Consider the following 18,338-nt stretch of genomic DNA (forward strand, 5'->3'; position numbering starts at 1 on the left):
GCGACCGCGACATCAGCATCAACTCGACCAAGACCGCTCTGACCGCGTTCAAGAAGCTCGCCGCCGACCCGATCTTCAACGTCAAGATCGCCTGACCGGCCCGCACCACCCGCACTTCCCCACGAGCCGCCCGGCACCCGCCGGGCGGCTCGTCGTGCGTCGGCCATGCCGAGAGGAGACCCGCTCGACCGCGGCGTCATCCACCTGAACCTCCGGGGCGTGCGGCGGGCCAACTACCTGTTGCCCTTGAAGGCTCAAGGGCAAGCACCTGACCTCGCTACTGTCGCTGAATTGAGCGTCAACCGCTGGGTCGCCTCGACTGGGGATTCGATGGTGGCCAGTTTGTCGGCGCCACCGGCGACGGTGGGAGCATCGGCGGGTCAAGACGCGGCAGCCTCCAGCCGAGCAGCGCGAAGGCCAACGCCGTGACCGCGACGTAGCCCTCGGTGCGGCGGTGAGCGGAAGCCCGCAGGACGCGCAGGTGGTACGTCCGATCCAACCCGCAGTCCTGCTGGCAGCGGTGTCTGGCAGTGAGGGCAATCGGCGGCCGGGGCGCTGTCGCCCGGCGCGGACAGCCGGTAGGTCAGCAGCGGCAGGAGCATGCCGACACCGGCGCTGAGCGTGGCGGCAGGGACGGTCGCAACGACGTGCATCGCAGCGGTGCTAGTCCTGCCGACCAAGGCTTCGTCCGACGACCCACCACGTCAATCCCCTCAGGCGCGGACCGAGCCGTCGCAGGTGTGCGGTTGGTGCAGGCAGGAGACGGTATGTGTCGGCCCAGCCAGGGCGCGCGCCACTGCCCGGCCCCAGCAGATCCAGTCGGGTAATCTGATGCCCGCGGGCTGCTAGCTCAATGGCAGAGCTGAGGACTTTTAATCCGCAGCTATACCCCTTTTCTCGTCCACGGAGCGTAGCGACGCCTCGTCCTGATTCCCGGCGCCCAGTCCGCCCGGACCCCGTCGAGTATGGGCAGGTCAGCCCATGCATTGCGCAGGGTGATCGTGTGGAGATCATCCAATCAGGACTCGAATCCAGGAACCGTGCGTCAAATCCGTCCAGGGTCTGGAACATCCGAGCACCCACGGAGCACCCACGCCAGGCCTGTGCCGCTCGAGGAAACACGGCACTCCGCGCTCCTGTCTACCGTGCCCACCCGGCGAGCGACACCGCGCCGTCTGTCCGGCAGTGTGGCGCCCGCAGGCCGTTGCCCCCGACAGCTTCCACATCATTGGGAAGGCTCGGGCCTGCCAGACGACAAGCGATCCCCGGCAACCGCAAGCCGCCCAAACCCCGTCGCGGCCGGACTGCACCCGCACACGGCGAATCTGATCGTGTTCCGGCTTCCGGGATTTGGAGGGGCGATTTAACCATATAGATATCTGCAAGGCCCTGAGTGGCATCGCTGCTGGTCAGGGCCTTATCATTCGGTTGGGATCTCGGGGACTCGTCGTCGCGGGGACGGTGAGGCTGAAGCAGGGACGGCTCCCTGGGTACGGCACGCGGTCTCGGGAGCCGGTGTCAGCCGGCGAGGGCGTGTCAGCCGGTTGCCAGCGCCTTGTGGTGGGCCTTGGGGCCGGAGATCGGTTTGGTTCCGGCGGGGAGCGCCAACAGTGGCCGGTCCTTGCTAGCCTCCCACGCCTTGACCGCGGCGGCGTTGGCGCGCACGACGTAGAAGTTGCGCCAAGTGCCGGGGTCCGCGCGACTCAGGTCGGCTGGCAGTACGTGCGTGTCCTCCTTCGCCGGTATTTCTGCCTTGAGCTGCCAGTTGCCGTTGAACTCGGCCACGAGCAGGTGCCGCGTACCCGGCGATGGGAGTCCGCTGACCTTCACCTTGAGGTCGGCGAACGGCGGTCTGTCGGTTAGGTCGAGGATCTCTGCGACGTCGTAGACGGCGGGCCGCGACGGCGGCGTGCTGGATGGTTCGGAAGACGGCCCGGTCGGGCCCGATGGTGGCGTGCCGGTTGGCCCGGACGATGGTTCGGTCGGGTTTGACGCTGCTGTGCCTGGAGGTGATCCCGCCGTCCCGGTTCTCGATGCGCCCGCCGGTAGCGCGAGCCAGCCGAGGAACACTGCGACGCCAAGAGCGGCGAGCGCGACGAGCGGCTCCGCCCTCCACTGCGGACCATCACTTTTCTGGCCGTGACGCCCCCGATTGCGCCGCGCCATGAAACCCATGACCAGGTGGACGAATATGGCGGTGGCGACCATCACTGCCACGGCCGCGGCGAACGCGTATCCGACCTTCATGCCCACCAAGGTTACAAGGAGCTTTCCAAGCATCTACGCTCTGTAGTTTTCCGCGGGTAACGGTGCGATCCCGGAACGTCGTGGCGCTTGGCGCAGCGTGCTGCCGTCCGAGTACGGCTCGATGGGGTCCTGGTTCTGCGGTGACTCAGCGCTCCCACGGAGCGCGGCCCGGTCGGCAGATCCGATCGACCCGTCCCGGCCTGACGCCGCAGCGGCGACGTTAAGGCGGGTCGGTCCCAACACGGTGATCTGGCTTAACGAGGCCCAGCACTACTTGCTCACTATGGAACCCGAAGTCGGCGAGCGGGTGGCGGCGGGCTTGCGAATGCGTACACGCCGTCGCGTAAGGGAGCGAAGCCCAACTGCTGCCAGGTTCGAGGCGTCGGGTAGCGCGTTTGAGTCGTCGGCGCAGCGCGCTGATCCAGGCTACGCCGCCTATCCATCGCGGTGGGTGTTCGAATAGATCAGACTTCGCGGGCTGCCCGGATCCGAGGTTCGATGGGCCTGGTGGGCGCCCAGGACGGCGCCTCAGCCGCGGCCGGGGTGGGCGCCGGAGTTTCCGGCGAGCCGACGCCGAAACACGAACGGGTGACGCCGCACCCTGCTGCTTGTGTGATGCACCTACAGTCAGCGCGTGACGAGGCACTGGTACGCGGAGAAGATGCCCACGGGCGCCTTCCGTACCGTAGCCGTGTCCGCCTCCGCTCGATCGTCAGTCGCCGAGGAACTGTTCGCGAATCTGATCGACGATTTCGAGCCCAAGACCCCGATCGTCATCCGCAGTGACTTCGCTCGTCGTACCAACGCGGTGCGCACCCGCATGGCCCTCTGCCACGAACTGGGCCACGTCCTGCTGGGCGGTGCCAAGGCCGCCGGCGCGCCCATACGCCTCGAGATGCCAACCGGTATCGGCAAGACGGCGATCTTCGCATCTGTCGTGCAGGTATTGCGAGACGTGTCCACAACGACGCGGACTTTATCGACAGACGCCTCCTGCAGCCGCAGCGAAGATCTCTACCGCAGCCTTCAGGCCAGATATCCCATCCTGCTGAGTTCGGAGCAGCCGAATCGGTCGAGAAAGGGCACCAACCTCGACCGGCCCGGCGCTCCCGACCGGGCGACCCTGCGTGACCTAGCCCGCTCGCTGACGAAGGCAGTGCTTGCGACAGCACCAGGGCGAATGGGCACGCGATTCCTCACCAAGTTCCGGCGCCTCGTCACTTGCGCCACGCGTCTTCTGCAGACGCCGGACCCGGCTGAGCCGCCCGGCCAACTGATGACCGCTCGTCGACGTCCTACTCGCGGGCCCTCCTACTTGCGGACGTGCAAGTACTTCGTCCGCGGGGTCGCGATCGCCTAGCCAGGCACGTGCTCCCCGACCTCGTCCAGGGGAGCACGACTTGCAGCTCGACCAGAGGCTTATCGCCCTATTTGGCAACCTTCCCGTGCCCGGTTGGGTCGTCACCAGCGCGGCAATCGCGCTGCTAATTGCCTTCTCACTCCGGATCCTCGCGCGCATCTACTGCTTCGTCATCGCGGTGAGAGCCGCACTCAGCGACGATGACACGGACCGTGGCGAGCGCGCTTTGAAGATTGTTGAATGGCTCATCAAACGCCTGTGGCGTTGACGTTCACAGCAGAACAACGCTTCGGCAGGCACCCTACCGGATCCTTCGTGCCAGGCAGGGGCGCTGGATTGAGACCATCACCAACGGGCTGCGCGACCGGCACGGCCGACTGCGATCGATCTTCGTGCACACCCGGGACGTCACCCTGCAGCGGGAGCATGAGGCCGCGCTGCGGTGCCAGAACGGCGTCCGCGGGTCGCCGGCCGTCGCGGGTCGATCTGTTCCTAGCTCGGCGCTGTGCGCTGTCGACCTCGGTGTCGTACTGCAGGCAACTTGGAGGTGTCTGCTGCCTTGCGGGTGAGGTCACCTACTTGGCAACCGCCGAGGTATCGCTGCGCTAGGGCTCCGATAACGGTGGCGTCGGCGTTCGCCTCGGAAACCATTGCCGCCAGCATTTGGGCGCGACTGATCACCACTCCGCGACTTGCAGCCAGGCGTACGAGGTGGTCGAGGTAGGCGTCGACCTCCATCGGCCACTGCACCGAGGTGTTGCGGCGCGGCGAGTCTTTCATCAACTCCACCCGCCGGCCCTGCCTCTCTGGAACGAGCTACGTATCTAATATATATTAGCTAAGTGTCATCTGGTCTCATAGGTCACGGAGTGCGCGCGCAGGCGGATCGGTGGACGGTCACCGTCGCGGGCCGCCGCCTGACCCCGAGCCCGGTGTTCGACACCTACTGGCGGTTTGCGCAGGCCCGCCAAGACATCTACCTGCGGCGGTTACGCGGCGACACCGAGCCGTGGACGCGCGATCCGATCCTGAGTCACTACAGGTTCACGAACTGCTACCGCGCGGCGGACCGCGTCAGCCAGCAACTGATCCGCGAAGTGATCTACAGCGGCGATCAGGATTGGGCTGAGGTCTTCTATCGAACGGTGTTGTTCAAGCTGTTCAACCGCTACTCCACCTGGCAGCGGCTATCCGAGGCGTTCGGCGCGGTGGCGTGGCGTGCGTACGACTTCGCCGCCATGGACCGCGTGCTCACGGACGCCTTCGCCGCCGGGGAGCGGCTCTACTCGGCCGCGTACGTCATTCCGCCGCCGCAACTGGGCGAGCTGCGCAAACATCGCAACCATCTGCGGCTCCTGGAGCTGATGATGTCGTCCGCGGCGCCGGCGCGTATCGCGGATGCCGGCAGCCTGCGTGAGGTCTTCGAAACCCTGCGATCTTTTCCGGCATTCGGAAATTTCCTCGCATACCAGTTCGCGATTGATCTCAACTACGCGGCCGGCCTGGACTTCGACGAGATGCAGTTCGTCGTGCCCGGCCCGGGCGCGCGCGACGGGATCCGTAAGTGCTTCGGCAAGGCCGCCGATGGGATCGAGGCGGAAATCATCCGTTTCGTCACCGATACGCAGGAACACCACTTCGACCGGCTGGGGCTGTCGTTTGCCACGTTGGGTGGGCGTCGCCTTCAGCTGATCGACTGCCAGAACCTCTTCTGCGAGGTCGACAAGTACGCCCGGCTGGCGCATCCCGACATCACCGGAATCAGTGGCCGAACCCAGATCAAGCAGCACTACCGCCATGACGCCCGGCCGCTGACTGCTTGGTTCCCACCGAAGTGGGGAATCAATGATCGTCTGGTCGGCGCGCCGGCGGGTACGGCATGATCACCAGCTCGTCCGCACTACCCAAGGAGCACCAGATGCCGAATGGCCAGCAGAGTGACGACGACCTCTCGTACGCCGACGCGGTGACCGTGCTCGCGACCGCGTTGGACAACCTCGGCGCCCGCATCCACCGCGACCTGCACGTGGAGAGCAGCTACATCGATGTCAGCGAGGACTCGGCGCTGGCTGAGATCCTGACGGGGTTTTCCAGTTTCGCGGACCGGTGTCTCGCTGCGCTGCACGACCCGGCTGTGAAGCGTGCGTTGGCGGCCACCCGCGTCGCGTGAACGGGTAGCCGCCGCGGCGTGTCAGGCCGCGGCCAGGTCGGCGAAGTCGTCCAGCATCTTCGTGACCGGAAGGACCGGCGGCTCCAGCTGGGCCATGCCGGCCACCACGGTCAGTTGCCCCACCTTCAGCCCGGTCTTCCCGGCGACGTAGGCCAGTAGGCCGCCGAGCCCGAGGAAGTTTCCGTAGCCACGCTCTACTAGGTACTGGTAGCGGTAGTGCGCGAGGAGGTGTACGTACTCCTCGCCCTCCTGCTGGAACGAGCAGTGGCTCAGGCACGGGAACGCCATCGCGCTGGTATCGGTGCCCGGAACGAAGACCTGTACGTTCCTGGCGTCGTCGGGCAGCCCCAGGCCGATCTCGTAGCGGGCTCCCTTGGGGATGCCTCCGTTGAGCTCGACCTTGATCGTTCTGATCACCTCGCTGATCTGATCCCAGGGCCCACCCGAGCCCCGCTTGCGCGGGTTCGGCGCCGACGGATAGCTGATCATCCGAGCGAAGTAGGTGCCCTTGTTGTTCTTGCTGTACCGCGTGGTGAGCAGCGGGTAGATCTTCATGTAGCGCTCGACCAGTTCTGCGTGGTCGCGGCTCGACCGAGCGAACGCGGCCGGGAAGATCGTGTTGGCGACCGTGTCGACGCTCTGCAGGTTCTGCTCGGCCAGCACCTGGTCCATGGCGGCGCGGACCGCCGGGTCTTCACTCACCGGGTCGGCGATCCGGACGACGCTGTGGATGGCCTTGCGCTTCGGCGGGGCGTCGAGCTTCCGGGCAGCCTTCAGCCAGGCGGTGGAGATGTTGGCGGCCTCGACCATGAAGCTCATCGTCGTGCTCCGTTCCGCGGCCCGACCAGCAACGGCTTGTGTGCGTCGGCGAGCAGCCCTCGGCGGTCCTCGGGGGTCGGCATGAGGGTGCCGGACCACAAGGTCTGCCCGGCAGGGGAGGTCACCGTCAACGTCGATGGCAGGTCGATGCTGCCGGCGATGTCGAATTCGGCGCCCTCGTCGGGTTCCACGGCGAGGGGGTCGGCGAGCATCATCACGGCGGCCGGCCCGGTGAACGTGGGGCGGTCGCTCAGCCGCGGGGTCCGCACGATCAGCCGGTCGCCCTGTTCGACGTGCAGGTCGCTGCCGTCGGTCAGGCTGGTCAGGTCCCAGACCCGGGCCGGCGGCTGGCCGGTCTGCCCGCTCACCCGGGCTCGCAGCCGCGCCGGCTGCACGCTGCGCCATCCCGCCGCGACGTCGGGCGTGGCCATGTGCAGGTGCTGCAGGTGGCGCACGGCGCCGCGGAAGGAGGTGCCCAGGTGCAGCGACATCTGGTAAACGTCGGCGGCCTCGCGGGGGATGTCGAGACCGAGCCGGATCAAGATGGTCTTGACTGCCCGGATCGGCATGAGGAACCAGGCGGCGAAGGCCTCGGCCTGCTTCTCCTCGTCCGGCCATTTGTTGCGCGGTAGGCCGGTGAACAGGTCCGGGCCGTCGGCCAGGCAGCGCTCGTGGCCCATCTCGGCGTGACCGAGTTCGTGCGCGCCGGTGTGCCGGATCGTCGCCTCGCTCATGGTCGAGTTCAGCAGGATCCCGCCATGCCGTCCGGGGCCGGGCGGCATGTAGGCGCCGAACAGGTTGGGCATCTCGTCGCCCTTGACCATGAGTCCGCTGCGGCGCAGCGCCTCGAACACGTCGACGTAGCCGTCCTCGGGCAGCCCGAGCCGGTGGTGGAGGTTCGCCGCCGCGATGCTGGCGACCCGGTGGGCGATCAGCCAGTTCACGAGGCCGACCCCCGACGCTGCGGAACGGAGCGGTGCGGCTCGTCTTCGCCCGCGGCCTTGGCTTCGGCGTCGGACTCGTAGGACTGCTCGAGGAACTGGGCGAACTTCATGACCTGGGTCAGGTCTTCTTGCCGCAGGTTGTTGAGCCGGCGTGGCAGCCCGGCGACGGCGTGCGTGGCCGGGATCGCGTCGACGTCCTCGTCCAAGAAGTAGCCGACCGGGTACCGGTACAGCCGGGCCAACTTCTTCAGCTCGATGCTGTCGACCTTGCGGGCGCCTCGCTCGATCTCGCTGATCGCGACCCGGGAGATCCCGGTCTGGTCGGAGACCCACTGCTGGGTGAAGTTGAGATACTCGCGGATCCGCCGGAGCCGCTCGCTGAGAACGGCCGAGTCGCCACCCGGTCGTTCGGTGTTGGGGTTGGTCGTCATGATCATGCACTCCTGTCGCCGGTGACGACGGCGTCCCGCACGATCGTGGCGAAGTCGCGTACCGAGCGCATCGCCTTGGCCGAGTCGACGTCAGCCGGAATCTCCACGCCGAGTTCCTGCTCCAGCCGCGTCAGGATCTCCACGAGACGCAACGAGTCGATGGGCAGCTCGGCGCCGCCCTCCTCGAGCTCCTCGCGAATCTCGGCCTCTTCCTGGCCGCGCTCCAGCGCGAGCAGCCGCACCACCACGTCAACGATTTCGTCCAAGGTTGGACCGGTCACGCTCTCCACGTACTCGCCCCTATTTCGTCGTCCGAAAAGTCATCGTTGCGATGGACTCTACTCGGAGTATCGTAGCCTCAGCAATCAGGATTCGCGATCTTGATGGCATTTCCAACATCATTCAGGGGGTCTCGACGTGGAGATGGCGACGTACCAGCGCGCCGCAGCCAAGACGATCCAACCCGTCCGCAGGGGCGGTGATTCCCTGGTCGTCCCGCTGCTCGGCCTGGCGGGCGAGGCCGGGGCGGTCATGAACGCCTACAAGAAGCAGCTGCGCGACGGGCCTGCCGACCCGCAGTTCCGTGCCCGCATGCGCGAAAAGCTCGGCGACGTCCTCTGGTACCTGACGACCGTGGCCGGCCTTCTCGACCTCGACCTCGGCGACATCGCGACGGCCAACCTCGCCAAGATCACCGACCGGTGGCGGCCGAGCCCGGCGTCCTCGATCCCGTTCGACGCCGACCTCGAGCCGACCGAACAGCTCCCGCGGCGGGCCGACTTCACCTTCACCGTGATCACGACGGAGGGCCGCGACGTCTCGGTGCTCTCCTGCGCCGGCGAGCAGGTCGGCGACCCGATCACCGACGCTTCGCACATCGCCGACGGCTACTGCTTCCACGACGTCTTCCACCTGTCGTATGCCGCCGTCCTGGGCTGGTCGCCGGTCATGCGGGCGCTGCTCAAGCGGAAGCGGCGCAGCAATCCGGAGACCGACGAAGCCGAGGACGGCGGCCGCGCGGTCGTCATCGAGGAGGGCATCTCGGCGCTGGTGTTCGGCTACGCCAGTCGCCACGAATACCTCGAGGGCAAGAGCCATGTCGACAACGACGTGCTGAACACGATCACGGGAATGGTTGCCCACCTGGAGGTCGCTGCCCACCGCGCCGCCGACTGGGAGAAGGCCATCCTCACCGGCTTCACGGCCTGGCGCGAGCTGCGCCGCCGCGGCGGCGGCACCGTGCGGCTCGACCTCGACCTCCAGACCCTGGTCGTGCTCGACTCCGACGGCGACCACGAACTGCCCACGGCGGCCTCGGCTTCCGACGCCAGTGATCTCCGGCAGGCGGTCATCAACCTCCACCGCGCCAAGGACGCCGCCTACGGCGACTCGTGGAAGCGCCGCGGCGAGCAGATCTCGATCCTGGCCAACATCGCCCGCAAAGTCGACCGACTCACGCTCGTCGCCGACAGCGGCGTGACGACCGCCGACGAGAGCGCCGTCGACACCGCGGCCGACCTGTTCGTCTATGCCCTCAAATACCTCACCTACCTTGCCGACCAAGACCCCGCGGCAGTGCCCAACCTTCCCGACCGCTCGACCGCGGCAGGTCCGTGGAGCGAGGGACCCGACGGGCTGGAACAGCTGCTCACCGTGTTCGACCTCACTGCGCTCACCGAGGTCATCGCCTCCCCATCGCTGACCCCGGTCGCCGCCGACGTCGACCGGACCTTCACGGAACTTGAGGCGTGCTTCTCCGCCAACGGGTCGGCCGCGCCCCTAGCGACCCGTGCCCGTCTGGCAGTCGACCTGGCCACCCACGCCGTACGCGCCATCGCCGTGCTGCGCGAAACACAGGCTGAGACCTACGCGGCATTAATCTGTTATGCGCATAAATGAGAATTCAAGCCCGCCTCGCCGCCGAAACCTGATCTGACCTTCATCGACACCGACAACTACACCCGGTCGCCGTCACCGTCGCACAGGAACGGTTCCCCCGGCACCGATTCGACGTCTCGGCGCCAGGCCGGGTTCGGCCCCGAGGCGAGTCCTGGCAACGGCGGCCGTCTGCCCCGGGGGTTCATTGTCCGCACGAAAGTCGGACCGGTTTACTACCGCGTGCCCGTCGAGATCTTCCTCGCCGCCGAGCGTCCCACCAGCCGATCTTCCAAAGCATCCACGCCGACCTGATCAGCAGAGCGGGACGGGCCGGGTTAGGGCGAGTCGCCAGCTGGCTGCCCAGGCGCAGTCGTCTGGCGACCCGCGGGCCTGAACAGCAGGCCTTGGTTCGGTGTTCGGCGGCGGGCTGCTCTGCGTGGCAGGCCCGCCGCCAAAGGGCTTCACCAGCCCGATCGGCAGGCGCGGGCACCCGGTCAAAATGAGGATTCCCGCAGATGGGTCTTAGGCGGACCATGCGGAGATCCACTTTGCTCACGTAGGGTGACCGATTGCGGATCCGGGATGCCCTGCGTGGGCCTGCTCGAAACTCGGCATCAAAAATCTTGGCGGAGATTTGCACGGATCGGCCGGCCCGTTGCTTGAGATGGGTGACGGCGCGTCGTTCGAGTGCTCAAAAGGCCTCGGGGGTGCCCGTCGACACCACACCCCCTCACCAGGGAGGTCGCTCGTCGTGAGCGTCTCTGGAACAGCGTTGTTCAAGGTCCATCTGACAGGAGGGTCGCGTGGTGCGTGGCCAGGTCGAGGTGCCACCGCCCGAGACGGTCGGCAGCTTCGATGACTACTACCGCTCCGACAAGACGCCGTTGATCGGCTTCGTGTTGAAGCTCGGTGCCGAGCCCGTGGAGGCGGAGGATGCCGCCCAGGACGCGATGGAGGAGATCTTCATGCGTTGGGACCGGATCGGTGGTTCGAACCCGGCGGCCTATGCCCGGCGGGTAGCGGAACGCAAGTATGTGCGCAGCCGCGCGAGAACAGGGATCGAGCTCGAGAAGCTCCGGTTAGTCGACTGGGCGGCTGAGCGTGCCTTCCCTGGTGTCGAGCAGGTTCTTCTGAGAGACCAGGCTCGGTGGTTGATCCAGATCATGCAGGATCTGCCCTATGAGCAGCGTCGGGTCTTTGCCTGGCATGCCGACGGGTTTGGAACCGCGGAGATCGCCGGGTCCATCGGCAAGCCCGAGTCGACGGTGCGATCGAACCTGCGGCATGCGCGGGCCGCTGTGCGCAAGGCGCTGGCGGCCCGGGTTCCCAGCAACACCTCGGCAACGGGAAGGAAGGAGGCCGGGCAGTGAACGATATGCATGTTGACCACCAGCAGTCGGACGTGACCGACGCCGAATTCGACAGCTGGCTGCGCGGTGTCAACACGGGCATCCGCGCCGCCGTGGATGATGTGGTGGACACCGAGGCCGATCTGGTCCGGCTGAAGCAGAGCGTCGCGCAGAAGGCCGTCGCCGTCGACCATGCCAGTGGCGGCAGCAACGGCACCGACGAAGCGATCCGCGCGGTTTTCGACGAGACCACGACCATCGGCGAGGCCACGGTCCTGGTGACGGTCCATTCAGGGCTTTGGGCTCGGCGCGACGCGTCGGGCCCAGGCCCCTGGGCCCTTGAATACCGCAGAAGGCCCCGCCTGCGGGACAGTCCAGCGGTAATCAGGCACTGGGGCCGACGGGCCAAGGCTGTCCTTGCTCTTCAAGTCGGAGGAGGGCTCGCTGCGATTCTGATTCCGGCCGGAATCGGCGCGGCCGTCTTGTCCGTCAAGGGCAGCGCGATCGTCTTGTCGGTCACGAGTATGAGCGCTGCGCTCGTCGGCGCCATGAGCGCGTTGATGTTGACCAGGTGGTTCGGCTTCGGGCGGCTGCGGGAGGAGGTGAGCGGTGATGAACGTAGCCGTGAATCACGAGGCTCCTGGTGGCGCGATGATGATCTGGGCGGCCAAAGCGAAGAGGCCCCGGCTTGGGCTGAGCCGGCAAGACGACCTGGTTGGCTCTCAGCGGCGAAAGTGCGGGAGAGAGTCAGATGTTCTTCGTCAACGAGCCCGGCGACCGCTGACTCGGAACTCGCAGAGCCGGACGGGGTGCAACCCAGGCCGTTCTGCCCAGCAGGAATGACCGGTTCTCCATCGGCGATTGCGCTGGACAGCGCGATCGACGTCGAGGACGAACCTTACGCTGCGGACCACGATCCAGATGTAAGCAGCGAAGGTGACGACCAACGGCCACCTTCCGTCAGGGCCAGCCGAGGGGCAGCGCATGGTTCGCGCCGCCGCCAGCGAGTGCTCGTGATGCGGCCGGCCCCGCAGAGACCACCGAACCTGGGCGCCGGCCGAGGCGCCAGACGCACCAAGGATTAGTGCGATCAACTCTTGCCCGCCGTTAGTGGGACCGACTTGTAGCCAGCACTTGAGGCATTATTTGACCGGATAACGTTGAGTTCCAGATATGAGGTGGGCGGGTCCCAGAAGGACCCGCCCACCTCTTTGGTTGTCGATTCGCGGCCGTCAGCCCTGGCCTAGTAGTGCGCCCTCGGTCACGACGCCACCGGGCTCGCCGGTGCTCTAACCCGCCGCGGCCGGCCTCGTCACTCGTCGTCCCGCTCGGACAGCAACGCCCTTAGCCGCTCTCGAGCGTGCCGCAGGTTCGACCTGACAGTCGTCGCGGTGAGCCCAAGCTCGTCCCCGATCTCGGTCGGCGAGAGCCCGTCGACGCAGAGAGCGAAGATCTGAGCCTGCCGCGGAGGCAACTGCGCGATCATCTCTGTGATCCCGATGGTGTCGATGGCGGTTTCAGCGGGAGCGGCGGGAATTTGCTGCAGCCGGTATTCGGCCGCAAGATCCCAGACGCCACCCTGCAATTTCCGAAGATGATCAATTCCTCGCCAACGGACAGCCTGCCGTGCAAATGCGCCGGGATCGTTGATCGTCCGCCAGTTGCGAAAGGTGTCGATCATGGCGTCCTGGACAATGTCACGCCCGCGGTGAAGATCAACCCGATGCAGAGACATCGCCATCCAGGTCAGGGGATCAAAGTGGTCCGCGTAGAACTGGCTGAACGCCCGGTCACCGAACGCGACGTAGCCGCCCTGGTTCGGCGCCCCGTCGTCAGACAGGGCGCCGAACGGGTCGTCGCGATCGGTCGTCGCGATCTCGGACATCTAGTCCCCGATGTCCCAGGTGAACCTGAACGAGCCCCGCTTCGGGATCAGGCTGCGCAGGATGTAGCTGAGCGCGGCCGTAGCCACCACCGCCGACGCTCCGTTGAGCTCGGCGTGGAGGTGAGCCGGGACCAGGTCGAACGCCTGGACGACCGACGAGGTGAGCAGGGTCGTGAGGCTGCCGCCCGCGACGAGCGTGAACTTCTTGCCCGCCGGCTTCGCCTCGGGCGTGCTGTCGAGGGCCGGTGCCTGTGGGGCGACCGGCTCGACCGCCTGGCGGGGCTCCGGGACGTTCTTCTTGCGCGGGGTCGGGCGAGGCGCGCGCGCCTCACCGCCCCGGTTGGGGCTGGACATGCGGTTCTTGGTCCTTCGTTTGATCAATAGGACCTGTCCCGGGAGGGCCGCCTTCTTCACTCGACCAAAAGTTTCCGTTGGCGAGCCCAGTCGTTGACAGTGGACTCATATTACTGGGGCGAGAAAGGTCACGACCCGCGGAGGCCAGCGTTTTCGCCGGTGAACAACACCACCAGAAAAGTGTGCTGAACCTTTGCACGCTTCGGTCACAGCGCTCGACAACTGTGCGACGAGGAAGAACTAGTCGCGAAGGAGGATGTGAGGTGCGGCACGCTCTTTGGTTTGCACGGTTCTCCATCTGCGCGCGACTCTTGGGTATGCGCGGCTCCCTGAGCGTCACCGAGCCGCCACGACGTGGGCATGGTTCTTGACTGTGTCCCGGGAGGGCCCGCCGGCTTCACTCGACCAAGGTGTTTCCGGCCGGCGGGCCCAGTCACTCTCAGTGCTGTCGGCGTCACGGGCGAGTTGAGTCTCAAGATCTCCAGGCCCGGGAATGCCGAGGCGGTCCATGGCGCCTGCAACCCGTGCGCTGCCGCTCCAGTGAAGCGACACGTTGCACTGCATGCGCTGCTCACGCGGATACGCCCACCAGAGCGACGCGCTGCTCCTACTCGGCGACCCCGATCACCCCGCCGTTGACTGACGATCTGGCCGGTCACCCGTTCGAGGCGCTCCGGGTGGCAGGAGTGCGCGGCTGGGCGGGGTTGGCTAGCGTCGCGCGGCATGAGTCGAGCCCCGTTACCTCCTGCGGAGTACTACGCCAGCCTGCCGAAGAGCATCACCGGTGCCGGCGCCATCCTGCACGACGAGCACGGCCGGTTCCTGCTCGTACGGCCCAGCTACCGTACCGACACCTGGGAGATCCCCGGCGGTGCGCTGGAGGAAGACGAATACCCCTGGCAGGCAGCCTGCCGGGAGGTCAAGGAAGAACTCGGACTGGACCTGGCGCCGGGCCGGCTCCTGGTCGTCGACTGGGCTCCCCCGCAACCCGACGGCAGGCCCGCGTTGGCGAACTTCCTTTTCGACGGCGGTCGCATCACCCAAGACCAGGCAGAGCAGCAACTGCGCCTGCAGGCCGACGAGCTCAGCGAATGGCGTCTGGCCGGGCCACAGCAGTGGGACGAGCTCGTGGCGTCGCACATGGCCCGCCGGCTGCACGCCTGCGCGGACGCGTTGCGTACCCGAAGCACCGCCTACCTGCACCACGGGTGGGATCCCACCAACCCCGCGCACTGACCGCCGGGCCCTTCCTGCAGCCTCATTGCCGACACGATCACCGCACCACTGACGTGGTGAAAGCATGGCGCCCCGGCGCCGACGGCTGATCAACTGACCTACGGCGGCGTAGCGCCCGGCAACGTCACCCGCCTCGCACTGCCGCTGGCGGACCCGCTGCTCGAAGAGCACCGCGCGTTCCGCGCAACACTGCGAGGTCAGTGCAACCAATGCGCTCATCTGGAGGCCGGACTTCACGCCGTCCTTGTCGCCCACGCAGCGGCAGCCTCTTCGCTCATCGCAAACACCATGACCATCGCGTTGAAATAGACGCGACCCGCTCCAGGTGCGCACGTTCAGCGGCGGTATCGGCCAGGAACGCCGCCCCTCCGAGAGATCAATATTCGGGCTGCCAGCGCTGCGCCACACGCCGATCCGCTCTGTCACGCCGCGCGCTACACCGCCACAGTGATCCTGCGAGTCCCCGGCTTCACCGGCGTGCCTAACTCACGGGCGGGTAGTCATGTCGAGAACCATCGCGTCGAAGGTCTCGGAATCTGAGAACGGCTTCACTTCCCCTGCGGGCTTCCAGCCCCATGCCAGGTAGGCGGCACGTGCCGAATCGTTGTCCTTGCGCAGTAGTAAGTGAGCGGCCTGCTCAGGTCGGCCGCGCAGCAGCTCATCGTGGATCATCCTGCCGTAGCCCCGCCGCTGAAGATCTGGGCGTACGGCGAACTCGCGATAGATGTAAACCGGCCCGGCCTGCTGCAGATGCGGGAACACGGCGTCGATCGCAGGCCACAGGCGGCCGGTGTCGTTCGGGCTGCCGAACGCATATCCCGCGAGCTCATCGCCATGCCAGCCGGTGACCAGGCCGAAGTCTCGCGTTCTGGAGTAGGTGCCGCTGAGCCGTTCCCACCACTTCTCCGGAGCGTTCCACGGATCGACACCAACCAGGTGTGCGTGGGTCGCGACGTAGACCGGCACCAGGACATCGCGCATGGTGAGCGCGTCTTGCGGGCCGTGATGACGCAGAGTAAGGCGGCCGGTTGCCGAGGTCATGTTCAGGCCGCCTCGATCTGCCGGGTCGTTGCCAGATAGTCGCGGTATGCGACCACCTCGGTGAGTCCGCTATCGGCCGGTTCGATCGACCTGTCGACACGGTGCGCGAGGTCGACGATCGGCCGGATGTGGTCGGCCGACGGCAGCTGTGATAGCGCTCCCAGGGCGTGCGAAGCTGCGCCTGCGGAGTCACCCATCCGGGCGAGGCACAACGCCCGTTGCAGCTCGATTTGCGCCGGCCCACGCACGTACTCGCTCGGGTAGAGAGCCACTGCGGCATCCTGTGCGGCGGCGGCCTGGGCGAAGTTGCCGTTGAACGAGTGAACGAAGGACTCGGTGAAATTCTGCCGGACTTCCGACCAGCCGAACACCGATGCGCCGATCGACGTGACTCGAGCCGGAAGGTCTGCGCAGACGGTCAAGAACACCGGCAACACGGCGTTCGCCTCGCTAGTGCGCCCGGCCAGCGCCAACGCCTGGGCCTTGCCACCGAGGAACTCCGGCATGGCGTCCCGCGGGGCGCCGGCCAGCTCTCCCTCGTATGTCTCGGTCAAGTGCAAGATCGACCCGATCGGTCGCTGCTCGTACATCGCCCGAACGATCTCCCTGCCGCGAACCCATGCCCGGGTGACGGGATCCGTCGACCGGTCAGCTAGATCCCGAGCCGTGCGCCACCACCGTTGACCTTCCCGCAGATCTCCAAGGTTGGCGACCGTCATCGCCGTCAGCGCGGCGAGCAACGCCGCGCAGCGTTGCAAGTCCTTCGCCCGGACGCTGTCTTCCGGTTCACCGTTCACTGCGTACTGAATTGCCACCACGTCAACCATGAGCGTCTTCAGAAGCTCGTGCGGCGGCGTCGTCATGTAGCCGAAGCCATGCTCCGTGACGGTCGCTTCCCAATCGGCTGCCGACAGGTCGCCCCGTGACGACATGGCCTCGCCCAGGCCCAATCGGCCCAACTCAAGCAATAGCGTGGCCGCGCCCAACCCGGCCCGCATAAATCCACGTCGGTCCACGTCACTCACCTCTTGCCCTCCGGTGCCGCCACCGAGGAGGACAACAACGTCGGTATATCGGTTGGGTCCCAGCAGCACCTTCGCCGCGGCCGCCTCGCGATCCCTGCGGCCCGCTATGACCAAGGTTAGGCCCGCGTGTAGGGCGTCATCCAAGATTGCCGCGTCTTCCTCGGTAACCGTTGCGGTTCCGTTGACGAGTCGGCCGAGCTTAGCGCGCGACATCGGCACTCTCGATTCAAGCCCGCGCACCGTCAATTCCTGGGCTCGCATCAACCGGCGCAGCGCGTCGGCGAACGTTTCGTCACGGTCGATCATGTCCGCTCCAGCATCGAGTCTGCAGATCTGTCCCATCCGAATGGGACAGGGTTGGGACGGGGAGTGTCTTCCGTAGAACGCAGCGTACGGGTGAACATTGGATCTCGGAACAACGCGTGGCGCATCCACCACGCAAGCAGGCTCATCCCTGTCGATGAATGAGATCGATGGGTTCCGAACAGGCGGAGGTGACGGACATGCTCGTATCGACGGGGTATGACCGTCAGCGGACGTCGAACCAGGTCCCGCTGCCTAGCCCTACCCCGCAGGTGGCAGCGGGCCCACGCCCAGAGATCATCACTACCGTCAGCGACGATTCGCCACGGTTAGAGAGAAGGTCCGTGCCGGTTGCCGGGATGCAGCTCTCGTCTGCACTGTTGTGCCGCGGGTGCGGCAACCGGGTGTATCAGGTTGTGGGTGCACTGGCTGGCCCCGCCTACCGATCGCCCTGCGGCTGCCGGTCTCGGCCGTTGGACGGCCAGTCACTAGAGCGAAGTATCGACGCTGCGCTGCGCGCTGCAGCCTCGTCAATAGATTTGCCAGGCACGGCGATCTTTGTCCTGGTGGGCGCGGACGAGGAAGACGTCACCCTCATCGCCGCCCAGGTACCACCGAAGATGACGTTCTGACCACCGGACCTCGACCGGCACCTTTGTTGTCGCCCTGCACGAGCCGCACCACTCCGTAGCACGAGGGCCCAGCGCCGTCGCGCCGATGGCGCGCGCCTTCGTGCTGCATCGCTAGCTCCTGGCCACGGCGGTAGCGCGCTTGCTGGCGCCGTGACCAGGCGTAGTACCTGACCGACCCGTACCCCGGGAGACCCGATCGGTCAGGTCGTGGTGGAGGGCCGGGCGTACCTCGTACGTCGCCACGGGTTGCTGCGCCCGGCTCCCCACTCCTGATCCCGTTACCGCCCGCGACCCTCAAGGAGGCACCGTCATGCACCCCACCTCCGCCGACGACTTTGAACCCTTCGGGGGCCCTCGAAGGGTGGCGGCAGACCTGACCTATCCGCGACGGACACGCGGCCGGCCGCTACCCGAGGGCCAGGCCGGCGCCCGCCACGCGGCCGATGACGCCGTCTCGTCGGACGTACGGCCCGCGGTCTCGCAGACTGGTGACCCGTGGCCGGCCGATTGGCCCAGCCGCTACGGCGTCCAGCCGGCGCGTCCAGCTGCGCCGCGCTTTCCAGAACCGTCGGTGCGAGCGCCGCAACCTTCCGTGTATCCCGCTTCGTCCAGCCACCTCGAGCCACCGCCACAGGCATGTCTGCCGTCCGGGCAGCCCTCGGCG

Annotated in this window: 17 protein-coding genes; 8 read left to right on the forward strand and 9 right to left on the reverse strand. The window is 66.7% G+C overall.

What is annotated here, in order from left to right:
• Positions 1-1,536: 1,536 nt before the first annotated feature.
• Positions 1,537-2,247 (reverse strand): hypothetical protein, encoded by a 711-nt coding sequence (locus tag ACIBSW_RS40440; protein ID WP_354725788.1) that lies wholly within the window; start codon positions 2,245-2,247, stop codon positions 1,537-1,539.
• A gap of 634 nt (positions 2,248-2,881) precedes the next feature.
• On the opposite strand from ACIBSW_RS40440, the gene ACIBSW_RS40445 reads away from it, so the two are divergent.
• From ACIBSW_RS40445 to ACIBSW_RS40460, 4 genes are all read left to right on the forward strand, one after another.
• Positions 2,882-3,607, forward strand: coding sequence for a hypothetical protein (locus ACIBSW_RS40445; RefSeq protein WP_354725790.1), 726 nt, complete (start codon positions 2,882-2,884; stop codon positions 3,605-3,607).
• Positions 3,608-3,647: 40 nt separating this feature from the next.
• Positions 3,648-3,875, forward strand: a complete 228-nt coding sequence (locus ACIBSW_RS40450) for a hypothetical protein (protein WP_354725792.1) — start codon at positions 3,648-3,650, stop codon at positions 3,873-3,875.
• A 601-nt stretch (positions 3,876-4,476) separates the two neighbouring features.
• On the forward strand, positions 4,477-5,490 hold the full coding sequence (locus ACIBSW_RS40455) for a nucleotide kinase domain-containing protein (RefSeq protein WP_354725794.1): 1,014 nt from the start codon (positions 4,477-4,479) through the stop codon (positions 5,488-5,490).
• A gap of 35 nt (positions 5,491-5,525) precedes the next feature.
• Positions 5,526-5,777, forward strand: a complete 252-nt coding sequence (locus tag ACIBSW_RS40460; RefSeq protein ID WP_354725796.1) for a hypothetical protein — start codon at positions 5,526-5,528, stop codon at positions 5,775-5,777.
• Between the two features lie 21 nt (positions 5,778-5,798).
• Here ACIBSW_RS40460 and ACIBSW_RS40465 read toward each other — a convergent pair whose 3' ends face one another.
• From ACIBSW_RS40465 to ACIBSW_RS40480, 4 genes are read right to left on the reverse strand one after another with little or no spacing between them, the layout of a single operon-like run.
• On the reverse strand, positions 5,799-6,596 hold the full coding sequence (locus ACIBSW_RS40465; RefSeq protein ID WP_354725798.1) for a hypothetical protein: 798 nt from the start codon (positions 6,594-6,596) through the stop codon (positions 5,799-5,801).
• Complete coding sequence (locus ACIBSW_RS40470; protein WP_354725800.1) at positions 6,593-7,540, reverse strand: ImmA/IrrE family metallo-endopeptidase; 948 nt, start codon at positions 7,538-7,540, stop codon at positions 6,593-6,595. The genes ACIBSW_RS40465 and ACIBSW_RS40470 overlap by 4 nt, the downstream gene beginning before the upstream one ends.
• Positions 7,537-7,971, reverse strand: coding sequence for a helix-turn-helix domain-containing protein (locus tag ACIBSW_RS40475; protein WP_354725802.1), 435 nt, complete (start codon positions 7,969-7,971; stop codon positions 7,537-7,539). Before ACIBSW_RS40475 ends, ACIBSW_RS40470 begins: the two co-directional genes overlap by 4 nt.
• A 2-nt stretch (positions 7,972-7,973) precedes the next feature.
• Positions 7,974-8,261, reverse strand: coding sequence for an acyl carrier protein (locus tag ACIBSW_RS40480; protein ID WP_354725804.1), 288 nt, complete (start codon positions 8,259-8,261; stop codon positions 7,974-7,976).
• Between the two features lie 133 nt (positions 8,262-8,394).
• Between ACIBSW_RS40480 and ACIBSW_RS40485 the strand changes: the two genes are divergently transcribed.
• From ACIBSW_RS40485 to ACIBSW_RS40495, 3 genes are all read left to right on the forward strand, one after another.
• Entirely contained in the window at positions 8,395-9,870 is a 1,476-nt protein-coding gene (locus ACIBSW_RS40485; protein WP_354725824.1) for a nucleoside triphosphate pyrophosphohydrolase family protein, read from the forward strand.
• Positions 9,871-10,652: 782 nt separating this feature from the next.
• Positions 10,653-11,219 (forward strand): sigma-70 family RNA polymerase sigma factor, encoded by a 567-nt coding sequence (locus tag ACIBSW_RS40490; protein ID WP_354725806.1) that lies wholly within the window; start codon positions 10,653-10,655, stop codon positions 11,217-11,219.
• A complete protein-coding gene (locus ACIBSW_RS40495) occupies positions 11,216-12,283 on the forward strand; it encodes a hypothetical protein (RefSeq protein WP_354725808.1) in 1,068 nt (355 codons plus the stop codon). The genes ACIBSW_RS40490 and ACIBSW_RS40495 overlap by 4 nt, the downstream gene beginning before the upstream one ends.
• Positions 12,284-12,510: 227 nt before the next feature.
• Here the strand turns inward: ACIBSW_RS40495 and ACIBSW_RS40500 are convergent, their stop codons facing one another.
• Entirely contained in the window at positions 12,511-13,083 is a 573-nt protein-coding gene (locus ACIBSW_RS40500; protein WP_354725810.1) for a sigma-70 family RNA polymerase sigma factor, read from the reverse strand.
• Positions 13,084-13,437 (reverse strand): hypothetical protein, encoded by a 354-nt coding sequence (locus tag ACIBSW_RS40505; RefSeq protein ID WP_354725812.1) that lies wholly within the window; start codon positions 13,435-13,437, stop codon positions 13,084-13,086. It lies immediately after the preceding gene.
• Between the two features lie 723 nt (positions 13,438-14,160).
• Here ACIBSW_RS40505 and ACIBSW_RS40510 point away from each other — a divergent pair.
• On the forward strand, positions 14,161-14,673 hold the full coding sequence (locus ACIBSW_RS40510) for an NUDIX hydrolase (protein WP_354725814.1): 513 nt from the start codon (positions 14,161-14,163) through the stop codon (positions 14,671-14,673).
• Between the two features lie 486 nt (positions 14,674-15,159).
• Here ACIBSW_RS40510 and ACIBSW_RS40515 read toward each other — a convergent pair whose 3' ends face one another.
• Positions 15,160-15,714, reverse strand: a complete 555-nt coding sequence (locus ACIBSW_RS40515; protein ID WP_354725816.1) for a GNAT family N-acetyltransferase — start codon at positions 15,712-15,714, stop codon at positions 15,160-15,162.
• Positions 15,715-15,716: 2 nt separating this feature from the next.
• Entirely contained in the window at positions 15,717-17,045 is a 1,329-nt protein-coding gene (locus ACIBSW_RS40520) for a helix-turn-helix transcriptional regulator (protein ID WP_354725818.1), read from the reverse strand.
• Positions 17,046-18,338 lie beyond the last annotated feature (1,293 nt).

Source organism: Actinoplanes sp. NPDC049668, assembly GCF_044465445.1.
In the GTDB taxonomy this organism is placed as follows: domain Bacteria; phylum Actinomycetota; class Actinomycetes; order Mycobacteriales; family Micromonosporaceae; genus Actinoplanes.

What these genes read in the sequence shown, in the direction of transcription:
- ACIBSW_RS40500 (WP_354725810.1), bottom strand. Translation starts at nt 13,083, where the DNA reads ATGTCCGAGATCGCGACGACCGATCGCGACGACCCGTTCGGCGCCCTG.
- ACIBSW_RS40515 (WP_354725816.1), bottom strand. Translation starts at nt 15,714, where the DNA reads ATGACCTCGGCAACCGGCCGCCTTACTCTGCGTCATCACGGCCCGCAA.
- ACIBSW_RS40510 (WP_354725814.1), top strand. Translation starts at nt 14,161, where the DNA reads ATGAGTCGAGCCCCGTTACCTCCTGCGGAGTACTACGCCAGCCTGCCG.
- ACIBSW_RS40440 (WP_354725788.1), bottom strand. Translation starts at nt 2,247, where the DNA reads ATGAAGGTCGGATACGCGTTCGCCGCGGCCGTGGCAGTGATGGTCGCC.
- ACIBSW_RS40460 (WP_354725796.1), top strand. Translation starts at nt 5,526, where the DNA reads ATGCCGAATGGCCAGCAGAGTGACGACGACCTCTCGTACGCCGACGCG.
- ACIBSW_RS40485 (WP_354725824.1), top strand. Translation starts at nt 8,395, where the DNA reads ATGGCGACGTACCAGCGCGCCGCAGCCAAGACGATCCAACCCGTCCGC.
- ACIBSW_RS40475 (WP_354725802.1), bottom strand. Translation starts at nt 7,971, where the DNA reads ATGACGACCAACCCCAACACCGAACGACCGGGTGGCGACTCGGCCGTT.
- ACIBSW_RS40520 (WP_354725818.1), bottom strand. Translation starts at nt 17,045, where the DNA reads ATGATCGACCGTGACGAAACGTTCGCCGACGCGCTGCGCCGGTTGATG.
- ACIBSW_RS40505 (WP_354725812.1), bottom strand. Translation starts at nt 13,437, where the DNA reads ATGTCCAGCCCCAACCGGGGCGGTGAGGCGCGCGCGCCTCGCCCGACC.
- ACIBSW_RS40465 (WP_354725798.1), bottom strand. Translation starts at nt 6,596, where the DNA reads ATGAGCTTCATGGTCGAGGCCGCCAACATCTCCACCGCCTGGCTGAAG.